We start from the raw sequence: 15,826 nt of genomic DNA on the forward strand, positions 1-15,826 counted from the left end.
AAGGGCGGGGTTTTTGTGAAGACATTCTTCAAGCATCCGGACTTCCGGCTCGGGGTGAGTGAGCTCGCTAGCGTTGCACCTGGCATCGCCGCCTGGGGCCTGATGACGGGCGTGGCAATGGTGAAGTCGGGCATGAGTCTTATCGAGGTGCTGCTGATGGCGGTGCTGGTTTTTGCCGGCAGTTCCCAACTGGCAGCCTTGCCTCTCATCGTGGCGGGCGCACCCATGTGGGTGATTCTGGCTACCTCGTTTTGCGTCAACCTGCGCTTCATGGTCTTCAGCGCTCACCTGCGCCCCTATGTGATGCACCAGAGCCTGTGGCGCCGCATGGCTTTTGGCTACGGCATGGCCGACCTGAACTATGTGCTTTTTACCAAACGCTTCCCGCACCCGGCCGCCGATGCTGCCGGCATTGAAGCCCAGGACGCCTACTGGGTCGGCAGCTGCGGCATGAGCTGGGTCAGCTGGGTGGGTGCCACGCTGGTGGGCATTGCGCTGGCCAATTCCATTCCGCTGTCCTGGGGCTTGGGCTTTGCCGGCATCCTGGCGCTGCTGGGCATCATGTGGTCGCTGGCCACCACCCGCCTGCGAGCGGTGTCTGCAGCCATCGCGGGTGCCGCCGCTGTCGCCACCTTCGCCTTGCCGCTCAAGCTCAATATCCTGGTGGGCATTGCCGTAGCCGTCATCGTCTGCCTGGCGCTGGAAAAATCAGCGCCGGCCAAGCCTGCGGTATCCACTCCCGGAACCGGAGACGCAGCATGAACCAGACCGATCTCTGGACGGTGGTGACCATCATCGGCATGACGCTGATGACCGTCCTCACGCGCTCCTTCTTTTTTCTCTCCAGCAAGCCCTGGACGCTGCCAGGCTGGGCGCAGCGCGGCCTGCACTACGCGCCCATTGCTGCGCTGGCCGCAGTGATCGTGCCGGAAATGGTGATGACGCAGGGCCATTTCATCGCAACCTGGAAAGACGCGCGGCTGTTTGCGGTAGTCGCCGGCACCGCCTGGTATTACTGGCGTCACGGCGTGCTGGGCACCATCCTGGCCGGCATGGCGGTGTATTTGCCGCTGCATATGGGGTTTGGATGGTGAGCCCCCACGGTAAAAATTAGCACACCCCTATCGGGCTCACTGCGTGTAGCCCTTTTCCCCTTGCAGGGGACGGCGCCTGCGGCCCGGCAAAGCCGGTTCCGCGGCCCCTGCTGGCCTTGGTGTTACTCGCTTCGCATCGTGTTTGGTGTCGACTGCTATCAAATCAGTAGCTGCTTGCGCTCGTTCTGCGTGGGCTGGAGGCCGATTTGATGCCTAAATTTACGCTTTCCCGGCTTTGTCTGACGGGCCCAGGCACATACAGGCACCTACAATTTAGGGCTTTGGGCGCTGTGGCCCAAAGCCTTTTTTATTGTGCGAGCGATTTATGAACTTCATCCGTTTCTCCGACCTGTGCGCCAGCGGCAAAGTTGCCGGCAAGCGCGTGTTCATCCGTGCCGACCTCAACGTGCCGCAGGATGACAGCGGCAACATCACGGAAGACACGCGCATCCGCGCCTCGATTCCCTGCGTCCAGATGGCCCTGGACGCAGGCGCGGCGGTCATGGTGACATCTCATCTCGGGCGGCCAGTGGAGGGTGAGTTCAAGCCGGCCGATTCGCTGGCGCCTGTGGCCAAACGAATGGGCGAGTTGATGAAGCGCGACATTCCCCTGGCCTCCGGCTGGGTGGACGGTGTGGATGTCAAACCCGGCCAGCTGGTGATGCTGGAGAACTGCCGGCTCAACAAGGGCGAGAAGAAAAACAGCGAAGAGCTGGCGCGCAAGATGGCTGCGCTCTGCGATATTTTTGTGCACGATGCGTTCGGCACGGCGCACCGCGCTGAAGCCTCCACCTATGGCATTGCGCAGTACGCGCCCGTGGCAAGCGCCGGCCCACTGCTGGCCGCCGAGATGGACGCCATCTCCAAAGCCCTTTCCAGCCCGCGCAGGCCGCTGGTGGCCATCGTGGCCGGCAGCAAGGTCTCGACCAAGCTCACCATCCTCAAATCACTCGCCGCCAATGTTGACCAGCTCATCGTGGGCGGCGGTATTGCCAACACCTTCATGCTGGCCGCCGGTTTGAAAATCGGCAAAAGCCTGGCCGAAGCCGACCTGCTGGCCGAAGCCAAAGCCGTGATTGACGCCATGAAGGCGCGTGGCGCCGAGGTGCCGATTCCGACGGACGTTGTCACCGCCAAAACCTTTGCCGCTGACGCGCCGGCCACCGTCAAGGCGGCCACTGACGTCGCCGATGACGACCTGATTCTTGATATCGGCCCGCAAACCACCGCGAGACTTGCGGCGCAGCTCAAGGCGGCCGGCACCATCGTATGGAACGGCCCGGTCGGCGTGTTTGAGTTTGACGCGTTCGCTAAAGGCACCGAAGGCATTGCGCGCGCCGTTGCGGACAGCAGCGGGTTCTCTATCGCCGGAGGCGGGGACACGCTGGCCGCCATTGCCAAATACGGCATTGAAAAGCAGGTCGACTACATCTCGACCGGCGGCGGCGCTTTTCTGGAAGTGCTGGAAGGCAAGACGCTTCCGGCCTTTGAAATCCTGCAAAAGCGCGCGGGCCATTGAGGCGCTACCTGCAAAATGCGGCAAACCGCGGTTTGCAGGTTCAAGGCGCGACACGTTGCATGCAGCGGGCCACCCCTCCGGCTTCTGACCAATACCCCGGATGCGGCGATGGCTTGGTAACCGCCACGTAACTCATTCGTGTAAAAATAAGAAACTAAATTACAGGAGACAGACATGAAGATGCAGCGCCGCGGCACCAAAATCGTTGCCACCCTTGGCCCCGCCTCCAGCGATCCGGCCTTGCTGGAGCAGATGATTCGCGCTGGCGTCAACTGCGTGCGGCTGAATTTCAGCCACGGCACGGCGCAAGACCACATCGATCGTGCAAGGCTGGTGCGAGAGGCCGCCACCCGCGCCGGGCGCGAGGTCGCCATCATGGCCGACCTGCAGGGCCCGAAAATCCGTGTCGGCAAATTTGCCGAGGGCAAGGTGCAGCTTGAGCAAGGCATGAAGTTTGTGCTCGACGCGTCCCGCACCGAGCTTGGTGACATCAACGGCGTAGGCCTGGACTACAAGGAACTGCCGCGCGACGTCAAGGCCGGTGACACACTGCTGCTCAACGACGGCCTGATCGTCATGACGGTCGACAGGGTCTTGGGCGAGCAGGTCCATGCGACGGTCAAAATCGGCGGCGTGTTGTCCAACAACAAGGGCATCAATAAGCAGGGCGGCGGTCTGACGGCGCCGGCGCTGACGGCCAAAGACATGGAAGACATTCGCACCGCAATGAGTTTCCAGGCCGACTATGTCGCGGTGAGCTTTCCGCAGAACGCCAGCGACATGGAAATGGCGCGCCAGCTGTGCAATGTGGCCGGTGCTGAGCACCGCCACAAGCCGGGCTTGATTGCCAAGATCGAGCGTGCCGAAGCGATCCCGAACCTGGAAGCCATCTGCAGGGCCAGCGACGGCATCATGGTCGCGCGTGGCGACCTGGCCATCGAGGTCGGCAATGCGGCCGTGCCGGCGCTGCAAAAACGCATGATCCGCATGGCCCGTGAGCTGGACAAGGTGGTCATCACCGCGACCCACATGATGGAGTCCATGATCACCAACCCGGTGCCCACGCGCGCTGAGGTCAGCGACGTGGCCAACGCGGTGCTCGACGGCACCGATGCCGTCATGACATCGGCCGAGACCGCCGCCGGCCGTTATCCGCTGGAGACCATTGTCGAGATGGCCAACATCTGCGCCGAAGCCGAAAAAGCCGAGGACGTGAAACTGGACGCCGACTTTACCGGCATGACCTTTGACCGCATTGACCAGTCCATCGCCATGGGCGCCTTGTTCACGGCCCACCACCTGGGTTGCAAAGCCATTGTGGCGCTGACCGACTCGGGCTCTACGGCGCTGTGGATGAGCCGCCACCGTATCCATATCCCCATCTACGCGCTGACGCCCAAACTGGCGACCCAGCGCAAGATGGCGCTGTACCGCAATGTCAGGCCGCTGCTGATGGACCAGAGTGTCGAGCGCGACACCGCGCTCGGCGATGCCGAGGCGCACCTGAAAAAACGCGGCATCGTCGAAAGCGGTGACATTTATGCCATCACCTGCGGCGAACCCATGGGCGCACCGGGCGGCACCAATATGCTGAAGATCTGCAGGGTAGCTTAAAGATATGGCCCCCACGGTCGCTCACTTCGTGTAGCTCCCTGCCCCCCGAGGGGGCCGCCCGCCTGCGGTCTGGCAAAGCCAGTCCCGCGGCTCATGCTGGCTTGAAGAGTTCTTTGAGCGCAACCAGCGGGGTATTCCACCAGCAGGGGCCAAGGGTCCGGCTTCGCCGGCCCAAGGCGCCGCCCCCTTGAGGGGGAACAGGCTACACGCAGTGAGCCTGGACGGGGGTGGGCAACGCTTACAAGCAGTTACGGCATGCATTCAGACACAAGTTCGGTTATCCCACCCTATTCGGGTAAACGTTAGAATCAAGGCTTCGGTTACTTCGTGGTTACGGGCGTTTCCAGGCGGCTTTTACGCCGCACGGCCCTCGCGAGGAACCCGCCTTTTGGCAGTGTTTTTCTAACTTCTGGGGATATCACACATGGCACTCGTTTCTATGCGCGAGCTGCTGGACCATGCGGCAGTCAACGGCTACGGCATTCCGGCTTTTAACGTCAACAACCTTGAGCAGGTGCAAGCCGTGATGGAAGCGGCCAAAGAGACCGGCGCGCCCGTCATCCTGCAGGCCAGCGCAGGCGCCCGCAAGTACGCCGGTGAACCCTTCATCAAACACCTGATCGAGGCGGCTATCGAGATGTATCCCAACATCCCGCTGGTCATGCACCAGGACCACGGCCAGAACCCTGCCGTTTGCCAGGGCGCCATCGACCTTGGTTTTTCGTCCGTGATGATGGACGGCTCGCTCGAAGCCGACGGCAAGACCATCGCCAGCTATGAATACAACGTCGAGGTGACGAAGAAGGTCTCGCAGCTGGCCCACAAATACGGAGTTACCGTCGAAGGTGAGCTCGGCTGCCTGGGTTCGCTGGAGACCATGAAGGGCGACAAGGAAGACGGCCACGGCACCGACGCCACCATGACGCGCGAGCAGCTGTTGACCGACCCCGAGCAGGCCGCCGACTTCGTCAAGCGCACGCAAATTGACGCGCTGGCGATTGCCATCGGCACCAGCCACGGCGCCTATAAATTCACCCGCAAGCCCACCGGCGACATCCTGGCGATCGACCGCATCAAGGAAATCCACAAGCGCATCCCGAGCACCCACCTGGTGATGCACGGCTCGTCCTCGGTGCCGCAGGAAATGCTGACTGTCATTCGCCAGTACGGCGGCCAGATGAAGGAAACCTACGGCGTGCCCGTCGAGGAAATCCAGGAAGCCATCAAGCACGGCGTGCGCAAGATCAACATCGACACCGACATCCGCCTGGCCATGACCGGCGCGGTGCGCAAGTTCCTGGCTGAAAACCCCGAGAAATTCGACGCCCGCGAGTGGCTCAAGCCCGCCCGCGAAGCCGCCAAGGCCCTGTGCAAGCAGCGCTACATCGAATTCGGCTGTGAAGGCCAGGGCGCCAAGATCAAGGGTGACGCCCTGCAGGTCGTGGCCGCCAAGTACGCCAAGGGCGAGCTCGCCCAGGTCGTGCATTAAACTTCAACGCTATCGCGACAGGCATCCGTAACGAGTGCCGGCGTTGGCCGGCTGCAAAAGCGGCATTTACTTGAGGGCGCCTGTGTTCCCACTTTCCTTCGTGTCGCTTAGGGCGGCTGCTTTGGTGCCGTTTGTCATGCTGCTCACATCGTGTGCGGCGCCACAGCGGCCGATCGTCGAAAAAACAGGTTTCGTGCCGTACGCCCAGATGCAGTTGTCCGGGCAGTTCGAAACCGTGACCCTGACGCGCGAGAATTTTGGAGCCACCGCGAAACGTTGCATGCCGTCCTGGACCGAGCGCAGCACTACGGCGGTGCTGGGTAACTGGAAGCTTCCGTTGCCGCGGGGAACCACAGTGATCCACGGCCATGAGCGCGATGCCGGCTACCTTGTCGTGACGGGATCCACTGCCGTCTGCATCGCACAGTCGGAGGGTAAGCACCCTATCCTGGCCGGTGAAGCTTTCTACAAGACCATCAATCCTTCAGGTGTTCCGCCTGATGTTTCCGAAGGCTGGTACCTGCAAATTGCAGCCGCCATCGCGCGCACCGGCACGGCCAGCGTGATCTACAAATTCAGCAATGGCAATGCGCAGCTCAGCAAATACTGGATCGAGCCGGCTTCTTCCTCGCCTTCGAGCCTGAGCTACTGGACCGAATTCAAGCGCGCCGGCGAATGGTCTGCGGCGCCCTCGGACATCGTGCTCTCGCACCCGGCACTTGCCAGCGTTTCTTCCATCAAGTACGGCTCACAATTCTCCAAGCCGTTCCTGAGCCACCGGTTCAATTGACATGGATCCATTGATGACAGTTCCTGCTCTCCATACTTCCGCCCTGACCTCCCTGCCCCTGCTCGCGCGTGGCAAGGTGCGCGACAACTACGCCGTGGGTAAAGACAGGCTGCTGATGGTGGCCAGCGACCGGCTGAGTGCATTCGATGTCATCCTGGGTGAGCCGATTCCCGGCAAGGGCGCGCTGCTCACGCAGATGGCGCTGTTCTGGTTTGGCAAGCTCGGCCACATCTGCCCCAACCACTTGACCGGCGAGACGCCCGAAAGCGTGGTCACGCCGGCCGAGGTGCCGCAGGTCGTGAACCGCTCCATGCTGGTCAAGCGCCTCAAGCCCATCCCGGTCGAAGCCGTGGTGCGCGGCTACCTGGCCGGCAGCGGCTGGAAGGAATACCAGGAGAGCCAGGCCGTCTGCGGCGTACCGCTACCCGCGGGCCTGAAGAACGCCGGCAAACTGCCCGAGCCCATCTTCACACCGGCCGCCAAAGCCGAAGCCGGCGAGCACGACGAAAACATCAGTTACGAGCAGGTCGTCAAGGTTGTGGGCCCCGAACTCGCCGCGCAGATTAAAAAGATCAGCATCGAGATCTATAGCACCGCCGCCGCCTTCGCCTTGACCAAGGGCATCATCATTGCCGACACCAAATTCGAATTCGGCCTTGATGAGAATGGCGTGCTTACGCTGATGGACGAGGTACTGACACCGGATTCGTCACGCTACTGGCCGATTGAAGGCTATGAAGCGGCCTACGCGGCTGGCCAGAACCCGCCCAGCTACGACAAGCAGTTTGTGCGCGACTGGCTTGAAAGCGTACGCATCAACGGCAAGCCCTGGGACAAAACCCCGCCTGCGCCGCACCTGCCGGCCGATGTGGTTGCCAAGACCGCTGCCAAGTACCAGGAAGCCTTGGCCCGCCTGACGGCCTGAGGCACGGCAGCAGTCGCCGGCGCTCTCCATGGAGTTCCTGCTCGAGTTGCTGTTCGAATTTTTCGGTGAACTGTTTTTGCAGCTCTTCGGTGAGTTTTTTGGCGGTGTTTTCAAGGCGGCCTGGTACAAGCTGCACGGACGCGACCATGAGCTCACTCCCGTGCAGGAAGCTGCCTGGTCTGTGGCTACAGGTGTTGGCGCCGGCCTCCTCACCGTGCTGGTGGTGCCTCATCTGGCGATTCGCCTGCACTGGCTGCAAATTCTCAATCTGCTGCTTGCCCCTTTGCTGGCGGGGCTGCTGGTCGAAAGGGCTCGTGCGTGGCGCGAATCGCGCCGTGAATTCAGCGTTGAGGTGGCAGGCTATGCCGCGCTGTTCGGGTTTGCTTTTGCCTTGACGCGCTGGCTGTTTGGCCAATAAGCCCTAGCTCAAGACGACGCTGCTGAGGCGCCGACGGTACGTCGCCACGGTCGCATCTTCCGGCGGGATTTGCCCATCAGCCACCTTGGGCTTGGGCGCTTCCATGACGTCGAGCACGGCGATGTAGGTCTTGCGGGCCAGGTCTTCGCTCCAGGCCTTGTCGCGCATCAGGATTTCCAGCAACTCGTCCAGCGCCTCGGTCCAGCGCTGCTGTGCCATGAGCCAGCGGGCTTTGTCAAAACGTGCTTCGAAGTCGCGTTTGTTGGCCGTAATCTTTGCATCAAAACCGGCTGCGGCGCCCACTCCATAAGCGCCGGCAGCTACAAAATCCATAGCATCCATCCAGCGCTTGAGCGAGTCAAAACGCCGCACCACCGTGGTCTGGGCGATCACCGGCGCAAACGCCACCTTGGCGTCGTCTTCGCGGCCCAGCTGCAGCAGCAGCTTCACATAGTCAAAGCGGGCGTTGTCGTCGGCCGGGTTGGCGGCGACGGCATGCTGGAGTTTTTCCAGCACGGCAGTGGGGTCCGTGCTTTCTTCTTCGAGCGCGAGTTCCTGCTCTTCGGGCTGCTCTTCAGCCGGCGGCAAATGCTTGTCGAGAAATTCCTTGACCTTGCCTTCGGGCAGGGCGCCGGCAAAACCGTCCACCGGCTGGCCGTTCATCATCAATATGCAGGTGGGGATGCTCCGGATGCCGAAAGCGGCACCCAGTTGCTGCTCCTGGTCGGAGTCGATCTTGACCAGCTTGAAGCGCCCGGCATATTCCACTTCCACTTTTTCAAGGATGGGCCCGAGCGACTTGCAGGGGCCGCACCAGGGCGCCCAGAAGTCGATCAGCACAGGCGTGGTCATGGATGCGGCAACGACTTCCGCTTCAAAGTTGGCAATGGTGACGTCGATCATGGTCTGGCAGAGTTGGGGTATCGGGGCCGGTTTTCAACCGGGTCGGCGCAGCTGGACGCCTGAGAGGCAAGAGCGTAGCACGCACGGCCCGGCCCTTGCGGTGGCCTGCCCTTAAAATCATGGGGTTAGAACCTGCAACCCGGCCTTGAAGGTCCCCGCATGACAACAAGCAACAATTCGGCAAAACCCCTGGTGGGTGTGGTGATGGGCTCCAGCAGCGACTGGGAGACCATGCAGCACGCCGTGCAGATCCTGACGCAATTCGGCATTGCGCACGAAGCCCGGGTGGTGTCGGCCCACCGTATGCCCGACGAGCTGTTTGCCTATGCCGAAGGTGCCGGCGGTCGCGGCTTGCAGGCCATCATTGCCGGCGCTGGCGGCGCAGCGCACCTGCCCGGCATGCTGGCCGCCAAAACCACTGTGCCGGTGCTGGGCGTTCCCGTGGCCAGCAAGCATTTGCAGGGCGTGGACTCGCTGCACAGCATCGTGCAGATGCCCAAGGGCATTCCGGTCGCCACCTTTGCCATCGGCAACGCCGGCGCAGCCAATGCAGCCCTGTTCGCGGTGGCCATGCTGGCCCTGCACAACCCGGCGCTGGCCGCCCAATTGCAGGCTTTCCGTGCAGAGCAAACCGCTGCCGCGCACGCCATGACGTTGCCGCCCGCATGACCGCCTCCACCTCTTCCCGGGCCGCCTCCAGCCTGCCGGAGTTGCCTATTTTTCCCGGCACGGCCTCGGCCTCCAGCCAGCCCGCTACCCTCGGCGTGATGGGCGGCGGCCAGCTGGGCCGCATGTTTGTGCATGCCGCGCAGCGCCTGGGTTATTTCACGGCGGTGCTGGACCCCGATCCGCAAAGCCCCGCGGGCCTGGTGAGCCATCACCACATCCAGGCCGGCTACAGCGATGAAAAAGGGCTGACCCAACTGGCCGCACTGTGCGCCGCCGTCACCACCGAATTTGAAAACGTGCCCGCCGGCGCGCTGCAGGCGCTGGCCGCCAGCCGGCCCGTGGCACCCGGCGCTGCCGCCGTGGCCATCGCGCAAAACCGCATCGAGGAAAAATCCCACTTCACCGCCAGCGCTGCTGAATCCGGCGTGCTGGCCGGCGTTACCTGCGCACCCTACGCCGTGATTGAAACAGCCGGGCAGCTGAAGGCCGTGCCGGCCGGCTTGCTGCCCGGCATCCTCAAGACCGCGCGCATGGGCTACGACGGCAAGGGCCAGGTCCGCGTCAAGAATGCGGACGAACTGGCCACCGCCTGGGCTGGCCTGAAGCAGGTGCCCTGTGTGCTCGAAAAAATGCTGCCGCTCAAGGCCGAGTGCTCGGTCATCGTGGCGCGCGGCTGGGACGGCAGCGTCGTGAGTTTTGCGCCCCAGCTGAATGTGCATGTCGACGGCATCCTCGCGGTGACGCAAGCTTATGAAGGAAATATGCCTGCAGCGCTTGCTGGTCGTGCGCAAGCAGCTACCAAAACCATAGCAAAACACATTGACTATGTCGGCGTGCTCTGCGTCGAGTTCTTCCTGGTGGACGACGGCAGCGCCGATGGCGCGCTCATCGTCAATGAAATGGCGCCACGCCCGCACAACAGCGGCCACTACACGATGGACGCCTGTGACGTGTCGCAGTTCGACCTGCAGGTGCATGCCATGGCCGGCCTGCCGCTGCCGCAGCCGCGCCAGCATTCACCGGCCATCATGCTCAACCTGCTGGGAGATGTGTGGTTTGACGCTCACGGAAAGATGCGCACGCCCGACTGGCAGGCCGTGCTGGCACTGCCCGGCACGCACCTGCATCTCTACGGCAAAACCGAAGCCCGCACCGGCCGCAAGATGGGCCATCTCAACATCACAGGCCCCGACGTCGCTTCAGTCAAGGCCACGGCACGCCAGGTTGCGTCCATCCTGGGCCTGCCCGGCCTGGACGCCCTCTGATGATTCTTCCCGGTACGGACCCTGAGGCCATTCTTGAAGCCGCACGCCGCATCCGGGCCGGCGGGCTGGTGGGCTTCCCGACGGAGACGGTGTACGGCCTGGGCGCCGACGCTTCCAGCGATCAAGCCGTCGCCGGAATTTTTGAAGCCAAGGGCCGACCGTCCGACCATCCGCTCATCGTGCACGTGGCCGATGCGGCACACGTAGACGCTTACGCCAGCAGCGTGCCGCCGTTTGCCGCGCGCCTGATGAAAGCCTTCTGGCCCGGGCCGCTCACCGTGATCCTGCCGCGCAAGGAAGGCGTGGCGGCGGCCGCGGCCGGCGGCCAGGATTCCATCGGCCTGCGCTGCCCCTCACACCCTGTCGCGCTGGCTTTTCTGAAGGCTTGCGACACCGGCGTGGCCGGCCCCAGCGCCAACCGTTTCGGCCGCGTCAGCCCCACCACCGCGCAGCACGTGCAGCAAGAGTTTGGCGACAGCCTGCTGGTGCTCGATGGCGGGCCCTGTGATGTCGGCATCGAGTCCAGCATCGTCGACTGCACGCGCGGGCGCCCCGTGCTGCTGCGCCCCGGCATCCTCACGCGCGCACAACTGGAAGCAGCATGCGGCGAAGCCGTACTGGGCAAGGACGAATTTGAGCAGCAAGCCCTGGGCGCAGGCGATGCGCCACGTGCTTCCGGCACGCTGGAAGCGCACTACGCGCCCGACGCCAAGGTGCGCCTGATGGACGCCGGCCCCATACAAACCGCACTCGATTTGCTGGGCGCCGACGCGGCCCACATCGCCGTCTTCGCGCGCAGCATCGTGCGCATCAAGTCCGACAAGGTGTTGTACCGCCGCATGCCCGACGATGCACTGGCCACCGCACAGCAACTGTTTGCCGTGTTGCGCGACTTTGATACCAAAGGCGTCAAGCTGATCTGGATTGAAAACCCGCCGGCCGATGCCGGGTGGGACGGTGTGCGCGACCGGCTGCAGCGGGCTGCCGCGAGCTGAGGCGCCCTTCCCGGGAGGCCGCTAAGGTGTTTGCCCAAATTTCGGGCATTGTGGCGCAATGCCGCGCCAAGCGGTGTTTTCGTCCACAAGTCCCGCCGCCATCAACAGCCTTGTCCACAGGCGGCAGGGATAACTTGCAGGCACTTCGACGAAGCATCCGTGCCTGCCGCGCGGGGCGTGTATGGCATCGGGCTATTCAGTCACCGCGCCCGTACACCAGCTTCATCACCAGAATGGCCAGCGCCAGCCCCAGCGTGACGGCGTTCGCCAGCACGATGGGCCAGGCGCCCGCCAGCACGCCGTAGGCCAGCCAGAGTGCCACGCCAACGGTAAAGGCGCTGTACATCGCCAGTGAAATGCCGCTGACATCGCGGCTGCGAAAGGTCAGCCAGGCCTGCGGCGCAAAGCTCGCCGTGGTCAGCACGGCTGCCAGAAAGCCCACGATGTCTGTGGCGTTCATCGCTTGCCCTCCTTGACGGCCCATTCCAGCATGGCGTCCAGTGCCGGGCGCGCAGCGGGCGCGTTCGGGTGGTTGATCAGCCCCACCACGATGTAGCGTGCGCCGCTGTCGCCATTGGCATAACCGGCAACCGCGGTCACGTCCCGCAGCGAGCCGGTCTTGACGAAAGCCAGTCCGGCCACCGGCCTGGCGCGTTCGCGCATGGTGGCGTCGGTGCCGGCCACCGGCAGCGAATCGGCGAGATCAGCGGCAAAAGGGCTTTTTGCGGCGTGCTGCAGCAGGGCCGACAGGCTGGCGGCGCTGATGCGTTCATCGCGGCTCAGGCCCGAGCCGTTGTCCATCACCGGGGGCGTGCTGCCGGGCAGGCTTTTGCGCCACCAGGCGGTGAGCGCTGCGCGCGCAGATTCAAGCGTGCCGGCCTTGGGCTGGCCCAGGCCGGCCCAAAGCCCGAGTGTCAAAAAGAGGTGCTGGGCCATGATGTTGTTGGAGTATTTGTTGACGTCGCGCACCATTTCCAGCAGTGGCGGCGACTGGTATTCAAACCGCACTGCGGCCTTTTCGCCCGAGAGGGTGCCGGTCCTGCGCAGCATGGCCAGCTCGGCCGGCGTGGCGTCGCGCACCGTTCCCGTCAGCAGGCCGCCCAGCTGGCGCCACGACCCTTCGATGGCGCGTGCCGCAAAGCTCACGGGGTCGGCATAGGCGCTGGGCCACACCTTTTCGCCGCAGGCCGAAGAATAGGTACCCAGGAATTCGATGTTGACGGGATTTTCAACACTGGCGCGCAGCTCGCTGCGCCAGTCGCCACAGCGCGCCACACGTACGATCGGCACGCTCGCGCCCACCTGCACACCTGCCAGCGGCGGCTCATAGCGCACCAGCGCGCGGCCGTTGGGCAGGTCCGGCGTGAAGGTCATCACGATGGTTTTGAAATTGATCAGCAGCGCATCGGGCCGGGCGTTGTAGGGGCGCAGCGGCTCGCCGTCAAATTCGCCCGGATCGGTGGGCGGCACGCTGAAGGCGCTGCGGTCCAGCACGATGTCGCCGCGGATCGCCCGCGCCCCGCCGGCCTGCACCTCGGCCAGCAGGGCCTGCAGGCGTTCAACGACCAGCTTGGGGTCGCCGCCGCCCTGCACCACCATGTTGCCGTTGAGCAGGCCGCCCGAGGTGCTGCCGTCCAGTATCACCTTCGTCTTCCAGGTGAAGTCGCGGCCCAGCGCGTCGAGCGCCGAATACGTGGTCACCAGTTTCATGACGGAGGCAGGGTTCATCGGCACATCGGCGCGCCAGCTCAGGCGCGGCACCGGTTTGCCGCTGCTGGCTTCCACCACCAGCATGGACACCGCATCGCGCGGTACCCTGGCGCGCGACAGGGCTTTTTCAATCGGGGCCGGCAGGCGTGCGGTTTGTGCCAGGCCGGGGCTTGCGGCCAGGGCTGCCATGGCCGCCAGGGCAGCCAGCGCAACAGTGTGTGTCGTGCGCGGGCGCAGCAAGTCGTGGGTCATGCGGGGATTATCGCGGTTGAGCGTTCTGCAAGGCATTGCCGGTGGGCGCCGGGGTGGCCGGCCATTGGCGCGGATAATCAGTGCCTACCCATCCGCCGCAGCCTCCGGGTACCCGCAGATTGCTATGAATTTAATAGCTGCTTGCGCCCGATATATAAAGGCCGGAGCCCGATTTAATGCCTGAACTTGTGAAATTCCTCGCTTTTGACACCAGCACCGACCGCATGTCCGTGGCGCTGACCGACGGTGCGCGTGTCTGGCAGCACAACGGCCCGGGCGGCGCGCAGGCTTCCACCACGCTGATCCCCGCCATCCTGGCGCTGCTGGCCGAGGCTGGCCTGGCGCTGGGCGAGCTGGATGCCATCGCCTTCGGGCGCGGCCCCGGCTCCTTTACCGGCCTGCGCACGGCCTGCGCGGTGGCGCAAGGCCTGGCGCTGGGCGCCAACCAGGGCGCCGGCATTCCCGTGCTGCCTGTCGACACGCTGATGGCTGTGGCCGAAGAAGCGCGCTTTCAGCAGCAGGGTGATGGCGATGCGACCCTGCGCGTCACCGCGCTGCTGGATGCGCGCATGGACGAAATGTATGTGCAGGGTTTTGAGTTCAGCGGCGGGCACTGCCGGGCGCTCGGCGAATGCGGGCTGGTCCGGCCTGAAAACCTGGTGCCTGACACTGCGGCCGGTTTGTTCGCGGGCAATGTTTTTGCGGTATACGCCGGGCGGTTGCCGGACAGCCTTGCGGCATTTGCGCAGGCCGAGGCCCTGCCCACCGCCACCGCCATGCTGCGCCTGGCGCCGCAGCTGGCTGCTGCCGGGCTGTGCGTCAGCGCCGACCTCGCCCTGCCGCTCTACGTTCGCGATAAAGTAGCGCTGACCACCGAAGAGCGCGACCAGGTCAAGGCCGCCAAGCTGGCCGCCGCTCCACCCCTTTCATGAACGCCATCCTCAAGCCCCTCGAAGCCCAGTTCGAAGCCATGACAACTGCATGGCTGGATGAGGTGGTGCGCGTGGAAAAAACCGCGTACGACCACCCCTGGACGCACGGCAATTTCAACGATTCGCTCAACGCCGGCTACCAGGCGCAACTGCTCACCGCCGGCAATGCGCCCGCCGCCGTGCTGCTGGGCTATTTTGTGGCCATGAAGGGCGTTGACGAAGTACACCTGCTCAACATCACCGTGGCCCCCGAACACCAGCGCCAGGGCTGGGCCCGCATCATGCTGGATGCGCTGGCCCTCTGGTCGCGCGGAGAGGGCGCGCAGTGGCTGTGGCTGGAAGTGCGCGTGAGCAATGTGCGGGCCAAGGCCATCTATGAACGCTACGGCTTTCGCCATGTCGGCACGCGCCGCAACTACTACCCGGACGGCGCTTCCACGCGCGAAGATGCGGTCGTCATGAGCCTGGCGCTATGAGCCTGGACCTCGACAAACGCCAGCGCGCCATGCTGCGCGAAATGGGTGTACGCGTGTGGTTGCCGGTCGCTGCTGCGCCTGCTGAAGCTGCCGTTGCTACTGATTTGGTAGCTGCTGGCGCACAGTCAGTAACGCCTGCAAGTGAATTTGATCAAAAAGTCAGTGCACCTTCCACGTCCGCTACGCCGCGTGAGGTTGCGCCGCCCGTGCGGCCCGTGCAGGCGCCGGTTCGCCCGCTGGCCGAAGCGCGCGAAACCGCTGCACCCGGCACGACGGCAGCGTGGCGCATGGGCAACGCGCAAGCCCTGTACGCTGACGCCGCCCATGCCGAAGGCGCACGCTGGCTGGTGCTGGCCGAAACGCCGGCGGCTGCGCTGCAGCGGGAGTCTTTCAACCCCTTTGAAGGCGATGCCGGCAAGCTGCTCGACAACATGCTGCGCGCTACGCGCCTGCACAAGGCTGGCATGGTGCTGCTGGCGCCGCTGGTCCGGCAGGCGGCATCCGGTGCGGGCGCCGGCCTGCCCGAAGCGCTGCCCGCCCTGGTGGCCAGCGCGCAGCCCGACGTCGTGCTCGTCATGGGCCGTCTGGCCGCGCAGGCGGTGTTGCAATCGACAGAGCCTTTCGGCAAACAGCGCGGCCAATTGCACAGCCTGCATGGAGCCCGCATGGTAGTGACCTACGACGCCACCTATTTGCTGCGCAACCCGGCCGACAAGGGCAAGGCCTGGGACGACCTGTGCCTGGCCATGAATTTGGTCACGAACCCGGGCTGATT

At 64.1% G+C, this 15,826-nt stretch carries 17 protein-coding genes; 14 read left to right on the forward strand and 3 right to left on the reverse strand.

Annotated features, from left to right (window positions below; genetic code table 11):
* The first annotated feature begins 15 nt into the window (after window positions 1-15).
* From AC1DZE_RS20135 to AC1DZE_RS20170, 8 genes are all read left to right on the forward strand, one after another.
* The gene (locus tag AC1DZE_RS20135) at window positions 16-762 is read left to right on the forward strand and encodes an AzlC family ABC transporter permease (protein WP_477670631.1); all 747 of its coding nucleotides are present in this window, start codon (window positions 16-18) and stop codon (window positions 760-762) included.
* Complete coding sequence (locus AC1DZE_RS20140) at window positions 759-1,094, forward strand: AzlD domain-containing protein (protein WP_477670632.1); 336 nt, start codon at window positions 759-761, stop codon at window positions 1,092-1,094. Before AC1DZE_RS20135 ends, AC1DZE_RS20140 begins: the two co-directional genes overlap by 4 nt.
* 325 nt (window positions 1,095-1,419) lie before the next feature.
* Window positions 1,420-2,613: a phosphoglycerate kinase gene (locus AC1DZE_RS20145; protein WP_477672211.1), complete on the forward strand. Its 1,194-nt coding sequence runs from the start codon at window positions 1,420-1,422 to the stop codon at window positions 2,611-2,613.
* A 180-nt stretch (window positions 2,614-2,793) separates the two neighbouring features.
* Complete coding sequence (gene pyk / locus AC1DZE_RS20150) at window positions 2,794-4,227, forward strand: pyruvate kinase (RefSeq protein WP_477670751.1); 1,434 nt, start codon at window positions 2,794-2,796, stop codon at window positions 4,225-4,227.
* Between the two features lie 424 nt (window positions 4,228-4,651).
* On the forward strand, window positions 4,652-5,716 hold the full coding sequence (gene fba, locus AC1DZE_RS20155; RefSeq protein ID WP_477670633.1) for a class II fructose-bisphosphate aldolase: 1,065 nt from the start codon (window positions 4,652-4,654) through the stop codon (window positions 5,714-5,716).
* A 136-nt stretch (window positions 5,717-5,852) separates the two neighbouring features.
* Complete coding sequence (locus tag AC1DZE_RS20160) at window positions 5,853-6,506, forward strand: hypothetical protein (RefSeq protein ID WP_477670634.1); 654 nt, start codon at window positions 5,853-5,855, stop codon at window positions 6,504-6,506.
* A 13-nt stretch (window positions 6,507-6,519) separates the two neighbouring features.
* Window positions 6,520-7,431, forward strand: a complete 912-nt coding sequence (locus AC1DZE_RS20165; RefSeq protein ID WP_477670635.1) for a phosphoribosylaminoimidazolesuccinocarboxamide synthase — start codon at window positions 6,520-6,522, stop codon at window positions 7,429-7,431.
* A 28-nt stretch (window positions 7,432-7,459) separates the two neighbouring features.
* A complete protein-coding gene (locus AC1DZE_RS20170) occupies window positions 7,460-7,849 on the forward strand; it encodes a hypothetical protein (protein WP_457282404.1) in 390 nt (129 codons plus the stop codon).
* A gap of 3 nt (window positions 7,850-7,852) precedes the next feature.
* Here AC1DZE_RS20170 and trxA read toward each other — a convergent pair whose 3' ends face one another.
* Window positions 7,853-8,752: a thioredoxin gene (trxA, locus tag AC1DZE_RS20175; protein WP_477700475.1), complete on the reverse strand. Its 900-nt coding sequence runs from the start codon at window positions 8,750-8,752 to the stop codon at window positions 7,853-7,855.
* 159 nt (window positions 8,753-8,911) lie between these two features.
* Between trxA and purE the strand changes: the two genes are divergently transcribed.
* The 3 genes from purE to AC1DZE_RS20190 are packed head-to-tail and all read left to right on the forward strand — an operon-like array spanning window position 8,912 to window position 11,681.
* Window positions 8,912-9,421, forward strand: a complete 510-nt coding sequence (purE, locus tag AC1DZE_RS20180) for a 5-(carboxyamino)imidazole ribonucleotide mutase (RefSeq protein WP_457282402.1) — start codon at window positions 8,912-8,914, stop codon at window positions 9,419-9,421.
* Complete coding sequence (locus AC1DZE_RS20185; RefSeq protein WP_477672207.1) at window positions 9,418-10,686, forward strand: 5-(carboxyamino)imidazole ribonucleotide synthase; 1,269 nt, start codon at window positions 9,418-9,420, stop codon at window positions 10,684-10,686. The genes purE and AC1DZE_RS20185 overlap by 4 nt, the downstream gene beginning before the upstream one ends.
* A complete protein-coding gene (locus tag AC1DZE_RS20190) occupies window positions 10,686-11,681 on the forward strand; it encodes an L-threonylcarbamoyladenylate synthase (protein WP_477670638.1) in 996 nt (331 codons plus the stop codon). Before AC1DZE_RS20185 ends, AC1DZE_RS20190 begins: the two co-directional genes overlap by 1 nt.
* A gap of 196 nt (window positions 11,682-11,877) precedes the next feature.
* Here the strand turns inward: AC1DZE_RS20190 and AC1DZE_RS20195 are convergent, their stop codons facing one another.
* The gene (locus AC1DZE_RS20195) at window positions 11,878-12,141 is read right to left on the reverse strand and encodes a SemiSWEET transporter (RefSeq protein ID WP_457282398.1); all 264 of its coding nucleotides are present in this window, start codon (window positions 12,139-12,141) and stop codon (window positions 11,878-11,880) included.
* On the reverse strand, window positions 12,138-13,643 hold the full coding sequence (gene dacB, locus AC1DZE_RS20200; protein WP_477672208.1) for a D-alanyl-D-alanine carboxypeptidase/D-alanyl-D-alanine endopeptidase: 1,506 nt from the start codon (window positions 13,641-13,643) through the stop codon (window positions 12,138-12,140). The genes AC1DZE_RS20195 and dacB overlap by 4 nt, the downstream gene beginning before the upstream one ends.
* 176 nt (window positions 13,644-13,819) lie before the next feature.
* Between dacB and tsaB the strand changes: the two genes are divergently transcribed.
* Genes tsaB through AC1DZE_RS20215 form a run of 3 tightly spaced genes read left to right on the forward strand, consistent with a single transcriptional unit; the run spans window position 13,820 to window position 15,824 of the window.
* Window positions 13,820-14,575 carry a tRNA (adenosine(37)-N6)-threonylcarbamoyltransferase complex dimerization subunit type 1 TsaB gene (gene tsaB / locus AC1DZE_RS20205; RefSeq protein WP_477672209.1) on the forward strand — a complete coding sequence of 252 codons (756 nt, stop codon included), beginning with the start codon at window positions 13,820-13,822 and terminating at the stop codon, window positions 14,573-14,575.
* Window positions 14,572-15,051, forward strand: coding sequence for a ribosomal protein S18-alanine N-acetyltransferase (gene rimI / locus AC1DZE_RS20210; protein WP_477700476.1), 480 nt, complete (start codon window positions 14,572-14,574; stop codon window positions 15,049-15,051). Before tsaB ends, rimI begins: the two co-directional genes overlap by 4 nt.
* Window positions 15,048-15,824 (forward strand): uracil-DNA glycosylase family protein, encoded by a 777-nt coding sequence (locus tag AC1DZE_RS20215; RefSeq protein WP_477670642.1) that lies wholly within the window; start codon window positions 15,048-15,050, stop codon window positions 15,822-15,824. The genes rimI and AC1DZE_RS20215 overlap by 4 nt, the downstream gene beginning before the upstream one ends.
* Window positions 15,825-15,826: the final 2 nt, after the last annotated feature.

It is taken from the genome of Polaromonas sp. P1_F1, assembly GCF_056405795.1.

Coding starts and splice junctions, on each gene's coding strand:
- trxA (WP_477700475.1), bottom strand. CDS start 8,752: ATGATCGACGTCACCATTGCCAACTTTGAAGCGGAAGTCGTTGCCGCA.
- AC1DZE_RS20160 (WP_477670634.1), top strand. CDS start 5,853: ATGCTGCTCACATCGTGTGCGGCGCCACAGCGGCCGATCGTCGAAAAA.
- AC1DZE_RS20140 (WP_477670632.1), top strand. CDS start 759: ATGAACCAGACCGATCTCTGGACGGTGGTGACCATCATCGGCATGACG.
- rimI (WP_477700476.1), top strand. CDS start 14,572: ATGAACGCCATCCTCAAGCCCCTCGAAGCCCAGTTCGAAGCCATGACA.
- AC1DZE_RS20215 (WP_477670642.1), top strand. CDS start 15,048: ATGAGCCTGGACCTCGACAAACGCCAGCGCGCCATGCTGCGCGAAATG.
- AC1DZE_RS20190 (WP_477670638.1), top strand. CDS start 10,686: ATGATTCTTCCCGGTACGGACCCTGAGGCCATTCTTGAAGCCGCACGC.
- purE (WP_457282402.1), top strand. CDS start 8,912: ATGACAACAAGCAACAATTCGGCAAAACCCCTGGTGGGTGTGGTGATG.
- AC1DZE_RS20165 (WP_477670635.1), top strand. CDS start 6,520: ATGACAGTTCCTGCTCTCCATACTTCCGCCCTGACCTCCCTGCCCCTG.
- fba (WP_477670633.1), top strand. CDS start 4,652: ATGGCACTCGTTTCTATGCGCGAGCTGCTGGACCATGCGGCAGTCAAC.
- dacB (WP_477672208.1), bottom strand. CDS start 13,643: ATGACCCACGACTTGCTGCGCCCGCGCACGACACACACTGTTGCGCTG.
- AC1DZE_RS20170 (WP_457282404.1), top strand. CDS start 7,460: ATGGAGTTCCTGCTCGAGTTGCTGTTCGAATTTTTCGGTGAACTGTTT.
- AC1DZE_RS20195 (WP_457282398.1), bottom strand. CDS start 12,141: ATGAACGCCACAGACATCGTGGGCTTTCTGGCAGCCGTGCTGACCACG.
- AC1DZE_RS20185 (WP_477672207.1), top strand. CDS start 9,418: ATGACCGCCTCCACCTCTTCCCGGGCCGCCTCCAGCCTGCCGGAGTTG.
- AC1DZE_RS20145 (WP_477672211.1), top strand. CDS start 1,420: ATGAACTTCATCCGTTTCTCCGACCTGTGCGCCAGCGGCAAAGTTGCC.
- pyk (WP_477670751.1), top strand. CDS start 2,794: ATGCAGCGCCGCGGCACCAAAATCGTTGCCACCCTTGGCCCCGCCTCC.
- tsaB (WP_477672209.1), top strand. CDS start 13,820: ATGCCTGAACTTGTGAAATTCCTCGCTTTTGACACCAGCACCGACCGC.